Origin of the sequence: Flavisericum labens (assembly GCF_045446075.1) — a bacterium.
Taxonomy (GTDB): Bacteria; Bacteroidota; Bacteroidia; order Flavobacteriales; family Flavobacteriaceae; genus Flavisericum; species Flavisericum labens.
In genome coordinates this window covers 535966-551162 of sequence record NZ_JBJJBQ010000002.1, presented here as the reverse complement: position 1 = coordinate 551162, position 15197 = coordinate 535966, and the positions used below count along the sequence as shown (strand labels likewise).

Here is a 15197-nt window from a genome sequence, read left to right as displayed (position 1 = left end):
CCATGGGAAGCAGAGAAAAAATACTAACCAAAATAAAAGCAAACAAACCAGAACGTTTGAACTTACCTCATATCGACACGGCAATATTTAATGAAGGCTTAAATCTTGTTGAGGAATTCACCAAAAAAGTAGAAGTTGTTGGAGGCCATGTTTACCAAGCAAAATCTACTAAAGATATCATTACGCAAATAACGAAGATGTTGCCTGATACCAAAGTAAACTTTTCAACGCTAGAAGGCACATCAGATTTCAATACCGTAGATTTAAACAGTATTAAAAATCCTCATGAATTAGAAGACCTTGATATTCTTATTTTAGAAAGCCAACTGGCTGTTGCAGAAAATGGTGCTGTTTATGTGGAAGACCAGAGTTTACCTATGCGTGTGTTGCCGTTTATAACCAAACATTTGGTTTTAGTACTTTCAAAAGAAAACATTGAACCCTACATGCATCAAGCTTATCAAAAACTTGCCGATAAAACCACCGACTTCGGGGTGTTTATTTCGGGCCCTTCAAAAACTGCGGATATTGAACAATCTCTGGTTATTGGAGCCCATGGGGCGTTAAGTTTAACGGTATTTTTATTGGAATAAAAGAATTTCTTGAAACGAACTATCCTCGAGGCAGAGTCATAGAGGTATTTCGCTCGTTTCATTTTGACTTAAAGGTCAAAAACCGAAATTCTATTATTTGGATTCCTGTTTCCACGGGAATGACAATTTCAACGGAAGCCTAGACGCAGAGCGTCGAGGAATTCTTTTCGATTAATTATTTTAAACTAAACGCTCGAATTCTTAACTAGAGCTTCGGTGCTTTTGGTTAATTCCAATTGTTTCTTTTTACCTTTGCATGCTTAGTTCATGTATGCGTATTCATTTTTTGTTATCTTGTATTGACTCTTAATTTAATTGTCTATGCAAGAGAAAGCCCTTTTAACATCCGATTATAGAATCCGAAAACTCATTGGCACCTTGGGGTTTCTATTACCTATTATTTTGCCCGTCATAAAAGGTGAGTTTTTGGCATCCATAAGTCATTATTATTACGACAGGCTTACCTCGCAAATACTTATCATCATTCTTGCAACCTTTGGCTTGTTTTTAATTTCATACCGAGGTTATGTCATTGATAAAACCACGGAAAAAATTAGTGATGACGTATTGACCAATATTGGTGGTTTTGCAGCTTTGATTGTTGTTTTTGTTCCAACATCATGTTTTAATAGTGCCAGTACGGCAATCAATTTTTTATGCGAGAATTGCGATACCATTCCATTGCCTCTTTTTGGCCATACTTCCGAAACATTCAATACCATTCATTTTATTGCTGCGGGTATTTTTATTCTTTGCATGGGATATATGTCTAAGTATAAATTTACCCGTGATGAAAACGACCCTAACAACCCACTTTACAAATGGTGCGGAAATGCAGTTTTTGTTTCGGTAGGCCTCATCATCTTATTTGTTATTCTTGAAAAGTTCGCCCATGTTACCGTTCCTTTTAAAAACCATTATGTTTATATTTTTGAAACTACGTCCATTTTATCTTTTGGATTGTCGTGGTTGGTAAAGGGTGAAGCCCACAAAGATATTAAGGAGTTAACGGAGAAAATAGTGAAGTAATGACAAGTATCAAAAATATGTAGAAGTACTTATAGATTTTTTAACAGAAAAACGCGAACTTGCTTATCGTCTGATATAAGTCATTAAAACAGACGTATATCATTAAAGTTGGGATTCATACCGACCCACAAGCCCAAACTAAAAAACCAAAAGAACCGTTTCTTTCGAATGTTCGAAAGAAACGAAATTAAATTGAAGAAATTGAATTTGACACTTTTTCTAACTCGGACTTGAAAAAATATCGGTCGTAATATGAAATCGGTTTAACTCCACCTATGACATTCAGATGTTTTGTCACGAAACGGGTTTTGGCCTCGAATTTACTTTTAAATAAATCTTCATTCTCCTGGATAAATTCCAAAATACCCAGAACAGCTTCTTTATGGCGACCAAGTTTATAAGTTCCCAAAGTACGGGTTGGAAAATCTAATTGACGAAACAAAATTTTTGTTAACTCATACTTATTTTCCTTAGAATCGTCAATCGACAAAAAAACTGACCACCATAATCCAGCTAAAGCGTGCCTTAAAAGGCTACTTTGAGCAGAAGAATCTAAAAACCAATGGTCGGATATGTATTTCTTTGGGTTTGACGATTTCCCTTTATATACATCATCCCAACGTTTAACCAAATATGGGTACAAGTCCGCGTGTGCCAGATACAACCATAAACGACTATCTGATGCTTGAATCGGCTCTAATTTTTCAAAGGCTTGATATATTGCAATTGCAGTTTTAAAATCGTCTTTTTCATCCAATTGTCTTACTAAATCTGGAGTTTCTTCTATATTTGGCAACATCAAAACTTGCTTTTTGTCATAGACAAATTCATTCCCTTGATAAAATTCTAATGTATTACCCAAATCAAGGTCATTTTTCAGTTTTTGAACATATTTGTCTTTAAAAATCAGTTGTTTTCCCATATTATTCTTCGTTTTCGGATTCAATAATTACATTCAAACCCTCCAATAAGCGTTTGAATGGATTTCCTAAAAGTCTTTGAGCTATCTCGGGAATATTTTCTTTCTCGGCAATATCCAAAAATTTAAATTGCTTTTCTTCTTTTAAGCGATAATCTATCACTTTTGCCCATAGATAATCCTTATGTTCATCAAGATTGTACAAAGCCGTTAAAAGTGCATTTAACACTATTGAGGAGTGAAAAACCGGAACAAATTTTACATCTTGAGAGATAAAATCACTTCTGTAAATGTTGTACGTTTCTGTTGGAAGCTGTATTTCAATTTTATTTTTCTTTAAATCAAAATTTGTGAATTTCAAATCTTCATTTTCTACAATTTCCATAAAGGAAGAAACCGCTTTGAGCTTCTCGTATTTAATGTCTGCGTTAAACGAAAATTTTCCAAAATAAGCCAAAACATCCCCTTGGTCTAAATCAAAAGTATATCCGTAATAATCTGGATGAGCCTCTTTATTGGAATATTCGAATATATTTTTTTTAGTTACCAAAAGACAGATAAATTCCACTTTACCTTTAACCTCTTTTTTAGGTATTTCAAACTCTATTTTGCCTTTATTGCTTAAAAACAATTTTCGGAAAAGCGTGTTTGTGCAGGTAACTTCAAACAAAAATTCTGCTTTATCCTCAATAATTAGGGCTTTCAGGTCGTTATTATCGTGTTTGCAATTAATTTTTATCTCATAAACATCTTGCATAGAATTTATTTCTGGATTGCCCAAATCTACACTTCCAAAAATCGCGTCTCCCAACCCCAATACTGGATGCGGAAAACTTATATCATTGAATTTCATACGCCTTCATTTTTACGGTGTGTTTTAAATTATCTGCAAAACGTATAGCAATAAGGTTTCTTCCTAAATTTAGATTTACATTTTTCAATTTATTATTAGAAACATTGCCATTATTTGTTGACAAAATTTCAATACTATCGTCTCTGTCATTGTCCGAACCTACAAGCAGTTCCAACTCTGTGTTTTGAATATCACTTTCAGAATTTATAATCAAATGATGAAACACATTTCCATTTTCAACTTGTGAGGCGACTTTAAAACCTACTTTAATCAGGACTTTGCTTTCGGTTTGTTCATCTTTATTCGTTCCTTTTTCAATTTCATCAATAGGTCCAGGTGGTATTGGATGTGGTGGCCCATCTCCTCCACCTCCGCCTCCAGTAGTTATATCCAATTCCCCATCCTCATCTGGAATAACATCTTCTTCTTCCTGAACTTCCTGCTTTTGAGTGATAGTAGGTTTGATTTGTACTGGTTGATTATCGGTTGTTTGCAATCCTGTTTCATCATCGGTAACATCATTACTCATTTCTCCAGAAATATTATTGGTCAAATTACCCTCAAAATCAAATTCTTCTTCTTTTTCTAACAAATCTTCAGGAATAGATAAATATTCTTCTAATCCTTGAAACGCTAACTTTTTTCCAGTCTTAATTTTGGACAATGATTCAAGCGACCTAATAATAAAATCGCTGATTTCATTCTCGGCTTTCCGTGCCATTTTGTGTATTTTTCCTTCATTTTTGGGATGATTTTCCTTTTTCCATTCGTTATGAGCAGGGTTTTACATTAATCGAAGAATTTCATTTCCTCTTTCATTATCGCAAATAAATACAGCTGAATAACCATTTATCTTTCTTCGCGTTTGTTTATAAACTACCATTTTCGGCTTTCTAAAGTAAGAAGTTCGATTTGGCAAACCCTTTTCTAAATAAACGTACAGTTTTACAGTACCAACTGTTTTTAATTCTTCTTCAAATAGATGAAACTGGTCGGTGGATTGTGCATATTTTACAGCCTTTAGGTATGACTTTGGATTCCAACTTTCGATTTCGTTTGCGTTACCGCTTTCAAAACCATCAGAAGAAAAATATTCATCAATAATTTGCTCTAAATTATCTTTAGCTATTGTAACATCATCTACTTGAACGATTAATTTATTGTCGTGAATTGCCAACCAAAAATTATTTAGAACAGATTTAATCATTAGTCTTTTTCGTTTTGGTTCGTCCCATAAACCAATAATGTTTACGTCTGTTCCCGCTTCTGTTCTTTTAAAAAATTCTGGAATATTATCTTCTGACTGAACAGGTTCACCATTATTATTGTCATAATATCCGTATGCAGTCAGCTTATCGTTATCTCTATTTTTGTGAGTTGTCAAAATAGTTGAGCCTTCAAAAAAGAAATCATTAGAATTAGTTTGTGTAGAAACAATAATGGTTTTTATGGGAGAAAGTGTGTAATAAGCTCCTTTACCAAAGCCAAATGACCCTCCTGAACCTTGACTTTTTGCACTTACACCACCAGCTCGCAAAAAAGCATAAAAAGGAGATTTTGTATTATTTTCATCATACCTCATTCCAATCGTATTATAATCTGAAATTTTCAAGCAAGACAGATTTAGCCTTTTTTTTCCATCAACGTTACCATTGAGGTAGTACAACATATCTTTGAACAACCTTTCTGCATTGTCATTATCGTGATAATAAGACTTACATTGTTCTATATTTTTCTCTATATCAAAAAGATTGGGGTAGTCATATCTGTTTAAATCGAAGAACGAAAAGTCAACCTTAACTGGTTTGTTTTCATCATCAACAGCATCTAAAGAATTTTGAATAGCTTCCCTAACAATTGAATAGTAAGGTTGGCCTTTGAATTTCTCGTCAACCGGGTCGTTTGGCCCAACATCTCGACCACCTTCTGCTTTAAAATGCCATTTACATTGTTTTTCCATTGTGATAATTTTAAAAAGAAAATCCTCCTTTATTGTTTTTGTTAAGTTCTTTATCGTACAAAATTCTCGTTTCTTTTAAAGTCCTGTTGATTTCTTTAAACATTAAATCTACATCTTTTTGAGAGTACTCGTAATTATTTTTATTGGCACAATTACCGAGCAAGTTTAGGTAATCTATAACTTTTTGAACCCTGTTAGATGCTACTTTTTCAAATCTATCCCTGCGTTTTGAAGCCATCTTATATTTATTTAAATACAAATATAGGGTACATTTAATTTTAATACAAATAAAATTAACTATATAATTTTTATATAGTATATATTGGCGATATATAAAACACTGTTTAAAGCCAATAAAATTCAGAGAAATTCGTAAATTTGAGTCCAAGTTTCTTTTAAAATATTTAATGCAAAATAGTACGATAAAAGCAGTTGATTTTTTTTGCTCTGGAGGCGGTATGAGCTTCGGAATGCAACAAGCTGGCATAAAAGTTATCGCTGGAATTGATTTTGATGAAAGCTGTAATGAAACCTACGAATCAAATATAAAAGGTGCAAAATTTATTCACGCTGATGTTTTTGAGCTAAAGGAACAAGATTTAGAAAAAAATCTTTCTCTCAAAAAAAATGATGACAAACTTGTCCTTATCGGTTGTAGCCCTTGCCAATTTTGGAGCATCATAAATACTGATAAAACAAAATCTGCCAAATCCAAAAATCTTTTAGTTGAATTTTCTCGTTTTGTAAAGTATTTTAAACCAGGATATGTTGTAGTTGAAAATGTACCTGGAGTTTTGAGAAAGAAAGAAGACAGTGGGTTAAACGAATTTATTGAATGGCTTAAAGCAAACGGATACACAAACCCTCATTTTAAAGTACATAATGTAAACAATTTTGGTGTTCCGCAAAGTAGAAAGCGATTTACCTTAATTGCATCACGTCTAACCGAGGACGAAATTCAACCTATCGAAATAGAAGGAAAAAAGCTTACGGTAAAAGATGTATTGGGAGAAGAAAACGGGTTTCCAAAAGTTAAAGCAGGCCATAAAGACCAAACGACATTTTACCATAGTGTTCCGAGCATTAGCGATATAAATAAAAAACGGTTAAAAAAAGTAGCCAAAAACGGTGGCAACAGATTTGGTTTTGCAAATGACCCTGAATTGCAATTGGATTGTTTTGTAGGTAGAGATAATTCATTTAAAGATACTTTTGGTCGTTTATGGTGGAATAGACCTTCGCCAACCATAACAACAAAATTTTTCAGTATTTCAAACGGTCGGTTTGTACATCCGGAAGAAGATAGAGCACTATCAATAAGAGAAGGTGCTACTTTGCAATCTTTCCCGAAGGATTATATTTTCAAAACAAAAAGTATAGCAAAAACCGCACGAATGATAGGAAATGCTGTTCCACCCAAGTATGCAGAAGCGATTGGTAAGGCAATCATTAATTCCAACGCCTAAAGCCTTACACATTTGCAATTCGCTACAGCCAATGCGCAAGACAAAAATTGCAAAAGAGTATGTCTTTGCCAACGCTGACAAATAGAACGGAATAAAGTACGAAAACATACTGTATAAACGTAATGCTGGCGACAGTGCTAAATTTAAGCGAATTGAATATTAACGAACATATAGGCAAACCGAAAGTGAAACGCCATTAAATCCCGCACTACGCTTATACGTTACCGATAAGCAACCCCCCAATTGTTAAGCAAATATTACAAACCAAAAGATATACTTTTTAAAGCTTAAAAATACGCTCTAACGGAATCCATTTTTCACCATCTTTGGCCCATGGCAGTGCTTGTTGATAATCCCACATCAAGCTTTCCCATTCTTGAACTTTCGGATTTTCGGCGACCATTTTGGCTTTCTTTTCTGCACTAAACGTGTCATCAACCTCCATAATCATAAACATGCGGTTTCCTGTGAGATAAATTTCCATATCTACAATACCAGCACCCTTTATGCTTTTGTTGATTTCTGGCCATGTATTACCTTCAGCGTGGTGCTTTTTATATTCTTCAATGAGTTTGGAATCGTCTTTTAAATCGCAGGCGTAACAGTATCGCTTGGTTTTCATGAATCAGTTAAATTTGTTTTTATAAACGCCAATGCCATAGTACGCAATAACAACAAAACACAAAGCGGGCAATATAAATGAAAAGTTGACTTCGGGCACTCCTAATATAAGTGTATCTGTGTAACCAACACCTCCTAAATCTAAAATCATTCCCTGAAAAGTGGGCATCAAGGCACCACCAACAATAGCCATTACCAAAAACGCAGCTCCGAATTTAGCGTCTTCACCTTGTCCTTCTAAAGCGATACCGTAAATGGTTGGAAACATTATGGACATAAAAAATGAAATCCCTACCAAAGCATATAGCCCTACCATACCTGTTACAAACATTGTAGTAGCCGTACATACCAGTGCACCAATTGAAAAATAGAATAACAATTGACCACTATTTACATATTTTAATAAAGCGGTACCTACCCATCTTCCCGTTAAAAAGATGACCAAAGCGCTAATACCGTAAGTAACTGCTGATTGATTATCGATACCAATAGACTCCGCGTATTGGTACAAATACGTCCAACACATAATTTGAGCACCAACATAAAAGGCCTGTGCGATGACGCCCCAAACAAACTTTGGTGATTTAAATAATCTTGCGATTGAATTTCCAATATGAACCTGAGTCTCTTGTTCTTTATTTTGGGGCATTTTCATTAATGCAATTAGGACAAAAAAGCCAATAACCACCAAACCTAAAATCACATACGGATTACGGATAACTTGTAAATCGGATGTCCGCACAACGGTTTTTGCTGCTTCACTTAAGGTTTCATAAACGGAAGAGCCATCAGCATTTAAATCATCAGATTGTAAAGAGCCTAAGATGAATTTTTGGGCGACAATGAGTCCGCCAAGTGCACCAATAGGATTAAAAGCTTGTGCTAAATTAAGACGCTGGGTTGCTGTACTTTCATCACCCATAGATAGGATATACGGATTTGCCGTAGTCTCTAAAAAGGCTAAACCGAAGGTTAGGATATAAAGTGCCGCCAAGAAAAAACCAAAAGCTTCAAATGCAGCAGCAGGATAAAATAATAATGCACCAACAGCATAGAGCGCTAAACCTAATAAAATTCCCTTTTTATAAGAATAGCGGTTAACAAAAATAGCAGCTGGTAAAGCCATGGTAAAATACCCCCCGTAAAATGCTAACTGTACTAAAGAAGCCTGAAGGTTATCAAGTTCCAAGACTTTTTTAAATGCCGATACCATAGGGTTTGTAATATCGTTGGCAAACCCCCATAGGGCAAATAATGAGGTTATTAATATAAATGGTACTAAAACCGATTTGGCTACGACTGGTATTTTGGTTTTGTTCATGTTTGGTTGTTTAGTTTAGTTGTTGGTTAAATTTTAGATTATTTTTATTCTGTTAAAAGCGACCTATCTAGATGTATATACCCACCATCTACAGCAATAAACTGCCCCGTAGTGTGCGATGCTTTGTCTGAGATGGTAAACAGACATTGGTCTGCTATTTCCGCAGGTGTGGTCATTCTATTTCCCAATGGAATTTTTTCAACTATAGATTTTAGTTTTTCTTCACCATTGTCCAAAGTTTTTATCCAATTATCGTAGGCCGGTGTCCAGCTTTCCGCAATAACTATGGCATTACAACGAATGCCGTCTTTTATTAAATCGACCGCCCACTCGCGTGTTAAGCCGTAAACTCCACCTTTTGCTGCGGCATATCCAGACGTTCCTCCCTGACCTGTAATGGATACTTTAGAACCGATGTTCAAAATATTGCCCTTTACCTTTTTTATCATGGGCAAACAGTATTTGGTCATGGCAAAATAGCTGACCATATTGAGTTTTATAGAATACATAAAGTCCTCCATCGAGCTATCCAATCCGGTGCCATCGTTTACGCCAACGTTATTAATCAACGCATCTACCCTACCGTATTTTTCCTCTATCTTCTTTGCTGCTTTTTCAATTTGCTTGTACTCCGATAAATCAGTTTTAATAAATATGGAATCGATACCTCTCTCTTGAAGCTCTTTTTCGTAACCGTAGCCACGGTCATTTCTACATACGATTACAGGAATAGCACCTTCATTAGCCAAGTGCTGAACGATGGTTTCTCCAATGCTACCTTTTATCCCTGCGGCACCTGTTACCACAACTACTTTATCTTTTAAACCTAAATCCATTTTTGTTGTTCTATTTATAAATTGTAAAATTGAATGGCATTTTTCCCCATTATAGCCTCTTGCTCTGTTTTGGAAAAGCCATCAATAAAATTAGTAACAATAGTTTTTACTTCAAAATAGTTTCCGGCCACCAAACACACGGGCCAATCGGAACCAAACATAATCCGTTCTGTACCGAAAGCATTGAAAACCAAATCTAAATAAGGTTTTAACTGCTCTTCTGTCCAAGATTTATAATCGGCTTCTGTAATCATTCCTGAAACTTTGCAATAGACATTTTCCTGATTGGCTATTTCCTTCATCAAAACTGCCCAACCTTCATAAAACCCATCTTTTATATATGGTTTTGCAATATGGTCTATAACAAATTTTTGATTAGGGAAGCGCTTTACAAACTCTAAAACAGCACTCAGTTGATGTGGAAATACCAAAATATCATAAGCGAAGTTATGTTTCTCCAAAGCTTTTATTCCGTTTAAAAAATTAGCTCTTAAAAGGAAATTATGGTCGGGTTCCCCCTGTACCACATGCCTAAAACCTTTTAATTTTTTTGAAGTACTATATTTTTGAAGTACTTCTTCAATGTTGTTGGCGCATAAATCTACCCAACCTACAACGCCTTTAATAAAATCGTGCTTTGAAGCCAAATCCAATAAAAAATCGGTTTCTTCCAAAGTCTGGTCGGCTTGAACGGCTACACAGCCATCAATCCCATTTTCTTGATAGACCTTTTTTAAATCAGCAGGCAAAAAATCCCTTCGAATAGCTGCCATTTCATCGTCTATCCACTCATGTTTCACGGGTTCGTAGTGCCAAAAATGCTGATGCGAGTCTATTATCATTATTTAGTTTTTAGTTCTTAGTTTCTGGTTCTTGGCTCCTAAAATCAACTGAAGCTTACGGTTGCTTTTATAACACCTGTTTCTGGTTTTAACCAACTATCGAAATGTTGAATCATTTCGGTGAAATCGACCGCATGCGTTATAAACGAATCGGTTGGAAATTGATCAAGCACACTAATAACATGCTCGAAATCTTCAGTTGTGGCATTTCTACTGCACATTAAAGTCATTTCCTTGGCATGCACTGCTGGATGGTTATAGGTTAAATCGCCTTTTGAAAGACCCACCAAAACAAAACGACCTCCATGCGACATGTAACTCGGGCAAGCTTCCAAAGCAAACTTATTACCAGAGGCATCAAAAACCGCTGTACATAAATCACCATTCGTTATTTTTGAAATCTCTTCTATAGTTGCATCTCCGGCTTTAACAACATAATCAACCCCTATTTTATCTTTGGCGTAGGCCAATCGCTGTTCGTTCATATCGATAGCAATTACTTTTGCTCCTGCTATTTGTGCCAGTTTCATAATACCAATACCGATAGGTCCGCAGCCTACAACGGCAATGGTTTCGCCCTTTTGAATATTGGCTCTCCGAATGGCATGCGCACCAATAGCCAATGGTTCTACAATGGCCATTTCGTTGTCCGAAAGGTTATTTGCCGGCAATAAAATGTTATCTGGAACGGTAATTTGCTCTTGCATACCGCCATCGGCATGCACGCCTAAAACTCTGATATTCGTGCAGCAATTCGTTTTTCCATTGGCGCAAGCAATACACTCCCCGCAACTAACGTAAGGCATCACCACGACTTTATCTCCCGCTTTAATATCCTTTTCATTGTCGTCGATTTCAAGAACTTCGGAAGCCAATTCGTGGCCCAAAATTCTTGGATAGGTGAAAAATGCCTGGTTACCACCATAAGCGTGTAAATCAGTACCACAAATACCTACTTTTTTTATTTTTAAAAGGGCCTCTCCCTTTTTTCGTTTTGGAGCTTCTTTTTCTTTTAGAATAAACTCCCCTGGTTTTTCACAAACTATGTATTTCATTAATTGCTTTTAATTTTCTTTATATATTCTCAAAAATAGTTTTAGATTCCCGTCCCGATAGCTATCGGGATTACGGAAATGACAATTTCAACGCAAACCCCGACGCTGACCATCGTGGAATTCTTTTCGATTAATTCCACTTAAAAGCGAAATATTTACATGATTCATCACTAGCATTGCTAATGCCGTGTAACAATTCCGAATTTGCAAAATACAAATCCCCTGCTGAACCTCGATACGTTTTACCATCAATCATCATTTCTGTATTGCCTGATAAAACCAAAATAATTTCGGTTTCAATATGTTCATGCGGGTTATGGCTTGGTCCTTTTCTGTTTAATTCCGTAATGTGCATTTCGAAACGTTCACACATACTCGTCGCCTTATCAAAATAAGCTACACCTCCACCTTTATGACTTGGCTTATAAGTTAAATTTTTAGCGTTGTAAACCATTGACCCTCCATTCTGCAAACCTCTTTTGAAATTGATTGGCTTTTTCGAGCGGTAACTCATTATATAATAAGTGAGATTACTATCGCCTACGTTTTCAATACTGTGCACTTCGTTTGGCAAAAACAAAATTACACTTTCTGGCCCAACGATTTTACTTTTTCCTTCGATGGTCACTTTCATAAAACCCTCCTTAACAATTATAAGTTCTTCTAGATCTTTATTGGCATTAGGTTTGTTAGGTTTAGCACCAGGATATTGCGTCGTGGCATGAATTTCGAGATATTCAAAATGTGGCGAAGTGCCTTCTATGATACTTCTTGTTTCTCTATCCTCACTAAAATTGACTGGAAATTCAGACCAGTGATACGAGCCATCTTTTATCGATTCAGTTTGTGCCTTAACCACCAACGAAAAGGTTAAAACAATGCTTATTAATAGTGCTTTCATCTAAAATGTTTTTATGTCATTATTTTTGTTGTAAAACGTTATTGTTTGGTGCCCATTTATTTTGCCACTCTACATATTTATCTAAAGCGTTTTGTGGTTCATATGTATACCACGCATAACCGTTTCTCCTTTCAACGCTAACCTCTGCCATAGAGTATAAAAACTTACTGTTACGGTCACAAAACAATGGTATACCAGTTTCTAGTTCATAATAGCGTGTCCAAATAGGTGCTGCCGAAGAATCGATTACAACACGTCTATCCCTGCTAACGGTTTTAAATTTGGATTCGAAAGGCTCTATCTCAAAACTTTCAACTCTGGTATTATAAATTTTAGAATCTTCAAACCACTTTACAGCACTTTGAATAGATTGGATTATTTTTTCGCTAGGGTGGTCTATTTCCATTAAAAATAGAACTATCGGAACACTTTCTTTGTTACAAATACTTGGCGGCTCAAAAGCTCTTGCCCATGCGGGCGACAAATCTTTTTCGTCATGCTGTTGGCACCACGCAGTAAGCTTTCCTTTATTTTCAATTTGCATATTTAAAATACAGTCTAAACCTTTATTATATGCTTTTGTAACTTTTTCTTTTAGTTCATTATCAATAAACTGAAAGTTTGGATTGTTATTAATTATTTTTTTGAGCAACACCATTATACCCATGTAGGCTTCATCGTTAAAGGTAATATGTCTGCTATAATTATCTTGTAAAGGAGAATACTGTGGCCATCCACCATTTTCGTATTGTGCCTCTAAAACAAAATCGATTCCCTTTAAGCACGCATTCTTATACTTCTCAAGGTTGGTTAAAGTATAGACTTGAGCCAAATAAAATATATGAGGGAATGTTGTTGAATTATCAAAAGTTGTATACAAAACATCTTTAGAATTTACAACCCTTTTTATTTGTTCTGGTGTTAAAATAGCCCGCATATCATAATTCTTTGGCCATCCGCCATTGTTTCTTTGAAACAAAATTATATTATCGGCAATTTTAGTGTAATCTAACTCGTCATACCTCGGTTGATTTTCTATTGGGTCTACAAGACTGCGCTCATTTTTAATATTATACCAATGCCGAACACCATCAGCAAATGGTCGTGTGCTAATTCTTGATTTTTCACCTTTTTGTATTTGTGCATTTAAGTCATTACTAGAAAAATTAAGCACTGCAAAAAAAAGCACAACAATAGAGCAATTGATTTTTATATTAAACATTGGTTTAATTATTAGGTTAATTGAGCGTATTATATATGAAATTATCAAATTTTACACTACCATCACCAAATGCAAACAATCCCGCACGCAGACTTAAGAACTCACCAAATACATTGTGGTTAAACCCACTCGCCTCGATACTCCGTTCTACACGAATCCAGTTTTTGGCATCTTCACTAAAATAAAAACTGACTTCGTTTTCATCATTTAAAATTCTTAAATATCCGTGGTTTCCTAAGGTATTTTTTTCACTAATTTTTCTTCTTTGACGGTTATAAACAGTAAATCGGTCTTCTTGAACAGAAACATGCATGTTTGCCGTTTCGTTGTAGTATAGACAAAGCCCGATTTCAACATCACCTTCAAAAGTATATTCAACCTGAACGTCATATTTTCTATCGCCGCTGTTCACTAAAATTGGCGAGCTATCGGCAAACGATTTCCCTTCAGCCTTTAGCTCTAAAGTACCATCTTTAAAATCAATCCGTTCTGGGTTGTAATCTTTGTAAAATTGCCATTGCAGGTTTAACGTTTCGTTATCGAAATTATCGCTTAATCCATGGGCACGCTCTGAAGCCTCTAATTTAGGCGCTATAATATCATCGGAAGCTTTCACGCCATCAGGAACTTTAAACCAACCATCTTCTGTCCATTCAATAGGCAACATTAAAGTTTGTCGTCCCAATGTTTGAAAGTGTTTTTCATAACCATGGTACATAATCCACCAATTACCGCTTACATCGTCAACCAATGTGCCGTGCCCCTGGTTCCACCAACGTTCGCTCCTATCTTTGGTGTGGACTATGGGGTTATATGGTGAGTTTTCAAAAGGCCCGTAAGGCGATTTCGCTCTCGCTGAAACCACCATGTGAGCTGTTGCTGGACCTGCCGTACCGCCTTCGGCCGTGGTTAAATAATAGTAACCATCTTTAACAGTAGATTTTGGTGATTCCAAACAAAAACATTCTGTACTCCATTCTTTTGGAAATTCCCAGCCTTCATAGTTTTTAACGGGCTCTTCGGCAGTTGCCAAACCATCTTCGGTAAGTTTTACCACATAACCATGTGAGAGGTATAAATAACGGTTCCCTTCCTCATCAACCAAATGTCCTGGATCTATGTATCCACTTAAATTTAAATCGACTGGTTCACTCCAAGGGCCTTCTGGCGAATCGGCATAAACTACCCAATTCGTTCCTCCTGCCGGAAAGTAGATGTAATATTTGTTATTCACATAAACCAAATCTGGCGCCCAAACCGAACCCACGTTTTTTGTTAAACCATGAGAGATACGTTTCCAATTCACTAAGTCTGTGGAATGCCAAACTATCAATCCGGGGTAATAATTAAATGATGAATGTGTCATGTAATAATCGCTACCAACGCGAACTATTGATGGGTCTGGGTAGTCGCCTCCCAAAATAGGGTTTGAGAACGTCGATTCATCTATTTCAACTTCAACAGGTGATTTATCAGCTTGATTATTTTTGCAACTAGATAAGCATAAAAATAATACCAGTGCGCAACTGATTAGTAGGGTATTAATTAATCTGTTTGTTTTCATAGTTAGTTTAGTTTA

Annotated in this window: 16 protein-coding genes; 3 read left to right on the top strand and 13 right to left on the bottom strand. The window is 35.7% G+C overall.

Annotated elements, in window-relative coordinates; genetic code table 11:
• Window positions 1-2: 2 nt before the first annotated feature.
• Both ACIEHO_RS06100 and ACIEHO_RS06095 read left to right on the top strand, forming a co-directional pair.
• Window positions 3-593 carry a LutC/YkgG family protein gene (locus ACIEHO_RS06100; protein WP_406969703.1) on the top strand — a complete coding sequence of 197 codons (591 nt, stop codon included), beginning with the start codon at window positions 3-5 and terminating at the stop codon, window positions 591-593.
• A gap of 321 nt (window positions 594-914) precedes the next feature.
• Window positions 915-1622 (top strand): hypothetical protein, encoded by a 708-nt coding sequence (locus tag ACIEHO_RS06095; protein WP_406969701.1) that lies wholly within the window; start codon window positions 915-917, stop codon window positions 1620-1622.
• Window positions 1623-1809: 187 nt separating this feature from the next.
• On the opposite strand, the gene ACIEHO_RS06090 is transcribed toward ACIEHO_RS06095, so the two are convergent.
• The 5 genes from ACIEHO_RS06090 to ACIEHO_RS06070 form a co-directional block, all read right to left on the bottom strand.
• Entirely contained in the window at window positions 1810-2544 is a 735-nt protein-coding gene (locus ACIEHO_RS06090) for a DUF6339 family protein (protein WP_406969699.1), read from the bottom strand.
• A gap of 1 nt (window position 2545) precedes the next feature.
• Window positions 2546-3394 carry a hypothetical protein gene (locus tag ACIEHO_RS06085; RefSeq protein ID WP_406969697.1) on the bottom strand — a complete coding sequence of 283 codons (849 nt, stop codon included), beginning with the start codon at window positions 3392-3394 and terminating at the stop codon, window positions 2546-2548.
• A complete protein-coding gene (locus tag ACIEHO_RS06080; protein ID WP_406969695.1) occupies window positions 3381-4115 on the bottom strand; it encodes a hypothetical protein in 735 nt (244 codons plus the stop codon). Before ACIEHO_RS06080 ends, ACIEHO_RS06085 begins: the two co-directional genes overlap by 14 nt.
• A 63-nt stretch (window positions 4116-4178) precedes the next feature.
• Entirely contained in the window at window positions 4179-5354 is a 1176-nt protein-coding gene (locus ACIEHO_RS06075; protein ID WP_406969693.1) for a hypothetical protein, read from the bottom strand.
• 10 nt (window positions 5355-5364) lie between these two features.
• The gene (locus ACIEHO_RS06070; protein WP_406969691.1) at window positions 5365-5592 is read right to left on the bottom strand and encodes a hypothetical protein; all 228 of its coding nucleotides are present in this window, start codon (window positions 5590-5592) and stop codon (window positions 5365-5367) included.
• A gap of 169 nt (window positions 5593-5761) precedes the next feature.
• Here ACIEHO_RS06070 and ACIEHO_RS06065 point away from each other — a divergent pair, with 169 nt between their 5' ends.
• Window positions 5762-6820, top strand: a complete 1059-nt coding sequence (locus ACIEHO_RS06065) for a DNA cytosine methyltransferase (RefSeq protein WP_406969689.1) — start codon at window positions 5762-5764, stop codon at window positions 6818-6820.
• A gap of 280 nt (window positions 6821-7100) precedes the next feature.
• On the opposite strand, the gene ACIEHO_RS06060 is transcribed toward ACIEHO_RS06065, so the two are convergent.
• The 8 genes from ACIEHO_RS06060 to ACIEHO_RS06025 all read right to left on the bottom strand — a co-directional run bounded on the left by ACIEHO_RS06060 (window position 7101) and on the right by ACIEHO_RS06025 (window position 15182).
• Window positions 7101-7442 carry an L-rhamnose mutarotase gene (locus ACIEHO_RS06060; protein ID WP_406969687.1) on the bottom strand — a complete coding sequence of 114 codons (342 nt, stop codon included), beginning with the start codon at window positions 7440-7442 and terminating at the stop codon, window positions 7101-7103.
• A 3-nt stretch (window positions 7443-7445) separates the two neighbouring features.
• On the bottom strand, window positions 7446-8762 hold the full coding sequence (gene fucP, locus ACIEHO_RS06055) for an L-fucose:H+ symporter permease (RefSeq protein ID WP_406969686.1): 1317 nt from the start codon (window positions 8760-8762) through the stop codon (window positions 7446-7448).
• Window positions 8763-8806: 44 nt separating this feature from the next.
• On the bottom strand, window positions 8807-9598 hold the full coding sequence (locus tag ACIEHO_RS06050; RefSeq protein WP_406969684.1) for an SDR family oxidoreductase: 792 nt from the start codon (window positions 9596-9598) through the stop codon (window positions 8807-8809).
• Between the two features lie 14 nt (window positions 9599-9612).
• The gene (locus ACIEHO_RS06045) at window positions 9613-10440 is read right to left on the bottom strand and encodes an amidohydrolase family protein (protein ID WP_406969682.1); all 828 of its coding nucleotides are present in this window, start codon (window positions 10438-10440) and stop codon (window positions 9613-9615) included.
• 44 nt (window positions 10441-10484) lie between these two features.
• A complete protein-coding gene (locus tag ACIEHO_RS06040) occupies window positions 10485-11495 on the bottom strand; it encodes a zinc-binding alcohol dehydrogenase family protein (RefSeq protein ID WP_406969680.1) in 1011 nt (336 codons plus the stop codon).
• A 130-nt stretch (window positions 11496-11625) separates the two neighbouring features.
• Window positions 11626-12396, bottom strand: a complete 771-nt coding sequence (locus ACIEHO_RS06035) for a cupin domain-containing protein (protein WP_406969678.1) — start codon at window positions 12394-12396, stop codon at window positions 11626-11628.
• Window positions 12397-12415: 19 nt separating this feature from the next.
• Complete coding sequence (gene pelA, locus ACIEHO_RS06030) at window positions 12416-13618, bottom strand: pectate lyase (protein ID WP_406969676.1); 1203 nt, start codon at window positions 13616-13618, stop codon at window positions 12416-12418.
• 16 nt (window positions 13619-13634) lie between these two features.
• Window positions 13635-15182, bottom strand: coding sequence for a family 43 glycosylhydrolase (locus ACIEHO_RS06025; protein ID WP_406969674.1), 1548 nt, complete (start codon window positions 15180-15182; stop codon window positions 13635-13637).
• Between the last annotated feature and the right edge of the window lie 15 nt (window positions 15183-15197).

Coding starts and splice junctions, on each gene's coding strand:
- ACIEHO_RS06100 (WP_406969703.1), top strand. CDS start 3: ATGGGAAGCAGAGAAAAAATACTAACCAAAATAAAAGCAAACAAACCA.
- ACIEHO_RS06095 (WP_406969701.1), top strand. CDS start 915: ATGCAAGAGAAAGCCCTTTTAACATCCGATTATAGAATCCGAAAACTC.
- ACIEHO_RS06090 (WP_406969699.1), bottom strand. CDS start 2,544: ATGGGAAAACAACTGATTTTTAAAGACAAATATGTTCAAAAACTGAAA.
- ACIEHO_RS06085 (WP_406969697.1), bottom strand. CDS start 3,394: ATGAAATTCAATGATATAAGTTTTCCGCATCCAGTATTGGGGTTGGGA.
- ACIEHO_RS06080 (WP_406969695.1), bottom strand. CDS start 4,115: ATGGCACGGAAAGCCGAGAATGAAATCAGCGATTTTATTATTAGGTCG.
- ACIEHO_RS06075 (WP_406969693.1), bottom strand. CDS start 5,354: ATGGAAAAACAATGTAAATGGCATTTTAAAGCAGAAGGTGGTCGAGAT.
- ACIEHO_RS06070 (WP_406969691.1), bottom strand. CDS start 5,592: ATGGCTTCAAAACGCAGGGATAGATTTGAAAAAGTAGCATCTAACAGG.
- ACIEHO_RS06065 (WP_406969689.1), top strand. CDS start 5,762: ATGCAAAATAGTACGATAAAAGCAGTTGATTTTTTTTGCTCTGGAGGC.
- ACIEHO_RS06060 (WP_406969687.1), bottom strand. CDS start 7,442: ATGAAAACCAAGCGATACTGTTACGCCTGCGATTTAAAAGACGATTCC.
- fucP (WP_406969686.1), bottom strand. CDS start 8,762: ATGAACAAAACCAAAATACCAGTCGTAGCCAAATCGGTTTTAGTACCA.
- ACIEHO_RS06050 (WP_406969684.1), bottom strand. CDS start 9,598: ATGGATTTAGGTTTAAAAGATAAAGTAGTTGTGGTAACAGGTGCCGCA.
- ACIEHO_RS06045 (WP_406969682.1), bottom strand. CDS start 10,440: ATGATAATAGACTCGCATCAGCATTTTTGGCACTACGAACCCGTGAAA.
- ACIEHO_RS06040 (WP_406969680.1), bottom strand. CDS start 11,495: ATGAAATACATAGTTTGTGAAAAACCAGGGGAGTTTATTCTAAAAGAA.
- ACIEHO_RS06035 (WP_406969678.1), bottom strand. CDS start 12,396: ATGAAAGCACTATTAATAAGCATTGTTTTAACCTTTTCGTTGGTGGTT.
- pelA (WP_406969676.1), bottom strand. CDS start 13,618: ATGTTTAATATAAAAATCAATTGCTCTATTGTTGTGCTTTTTTTTGCA.
- ACIEHO_RS06025 (WP_406969674.1), bottom strand. CDS start 15,182: ATGAAAACAAACAGATTAATTAATACCCTACTAATCAGTTGCGCACTG.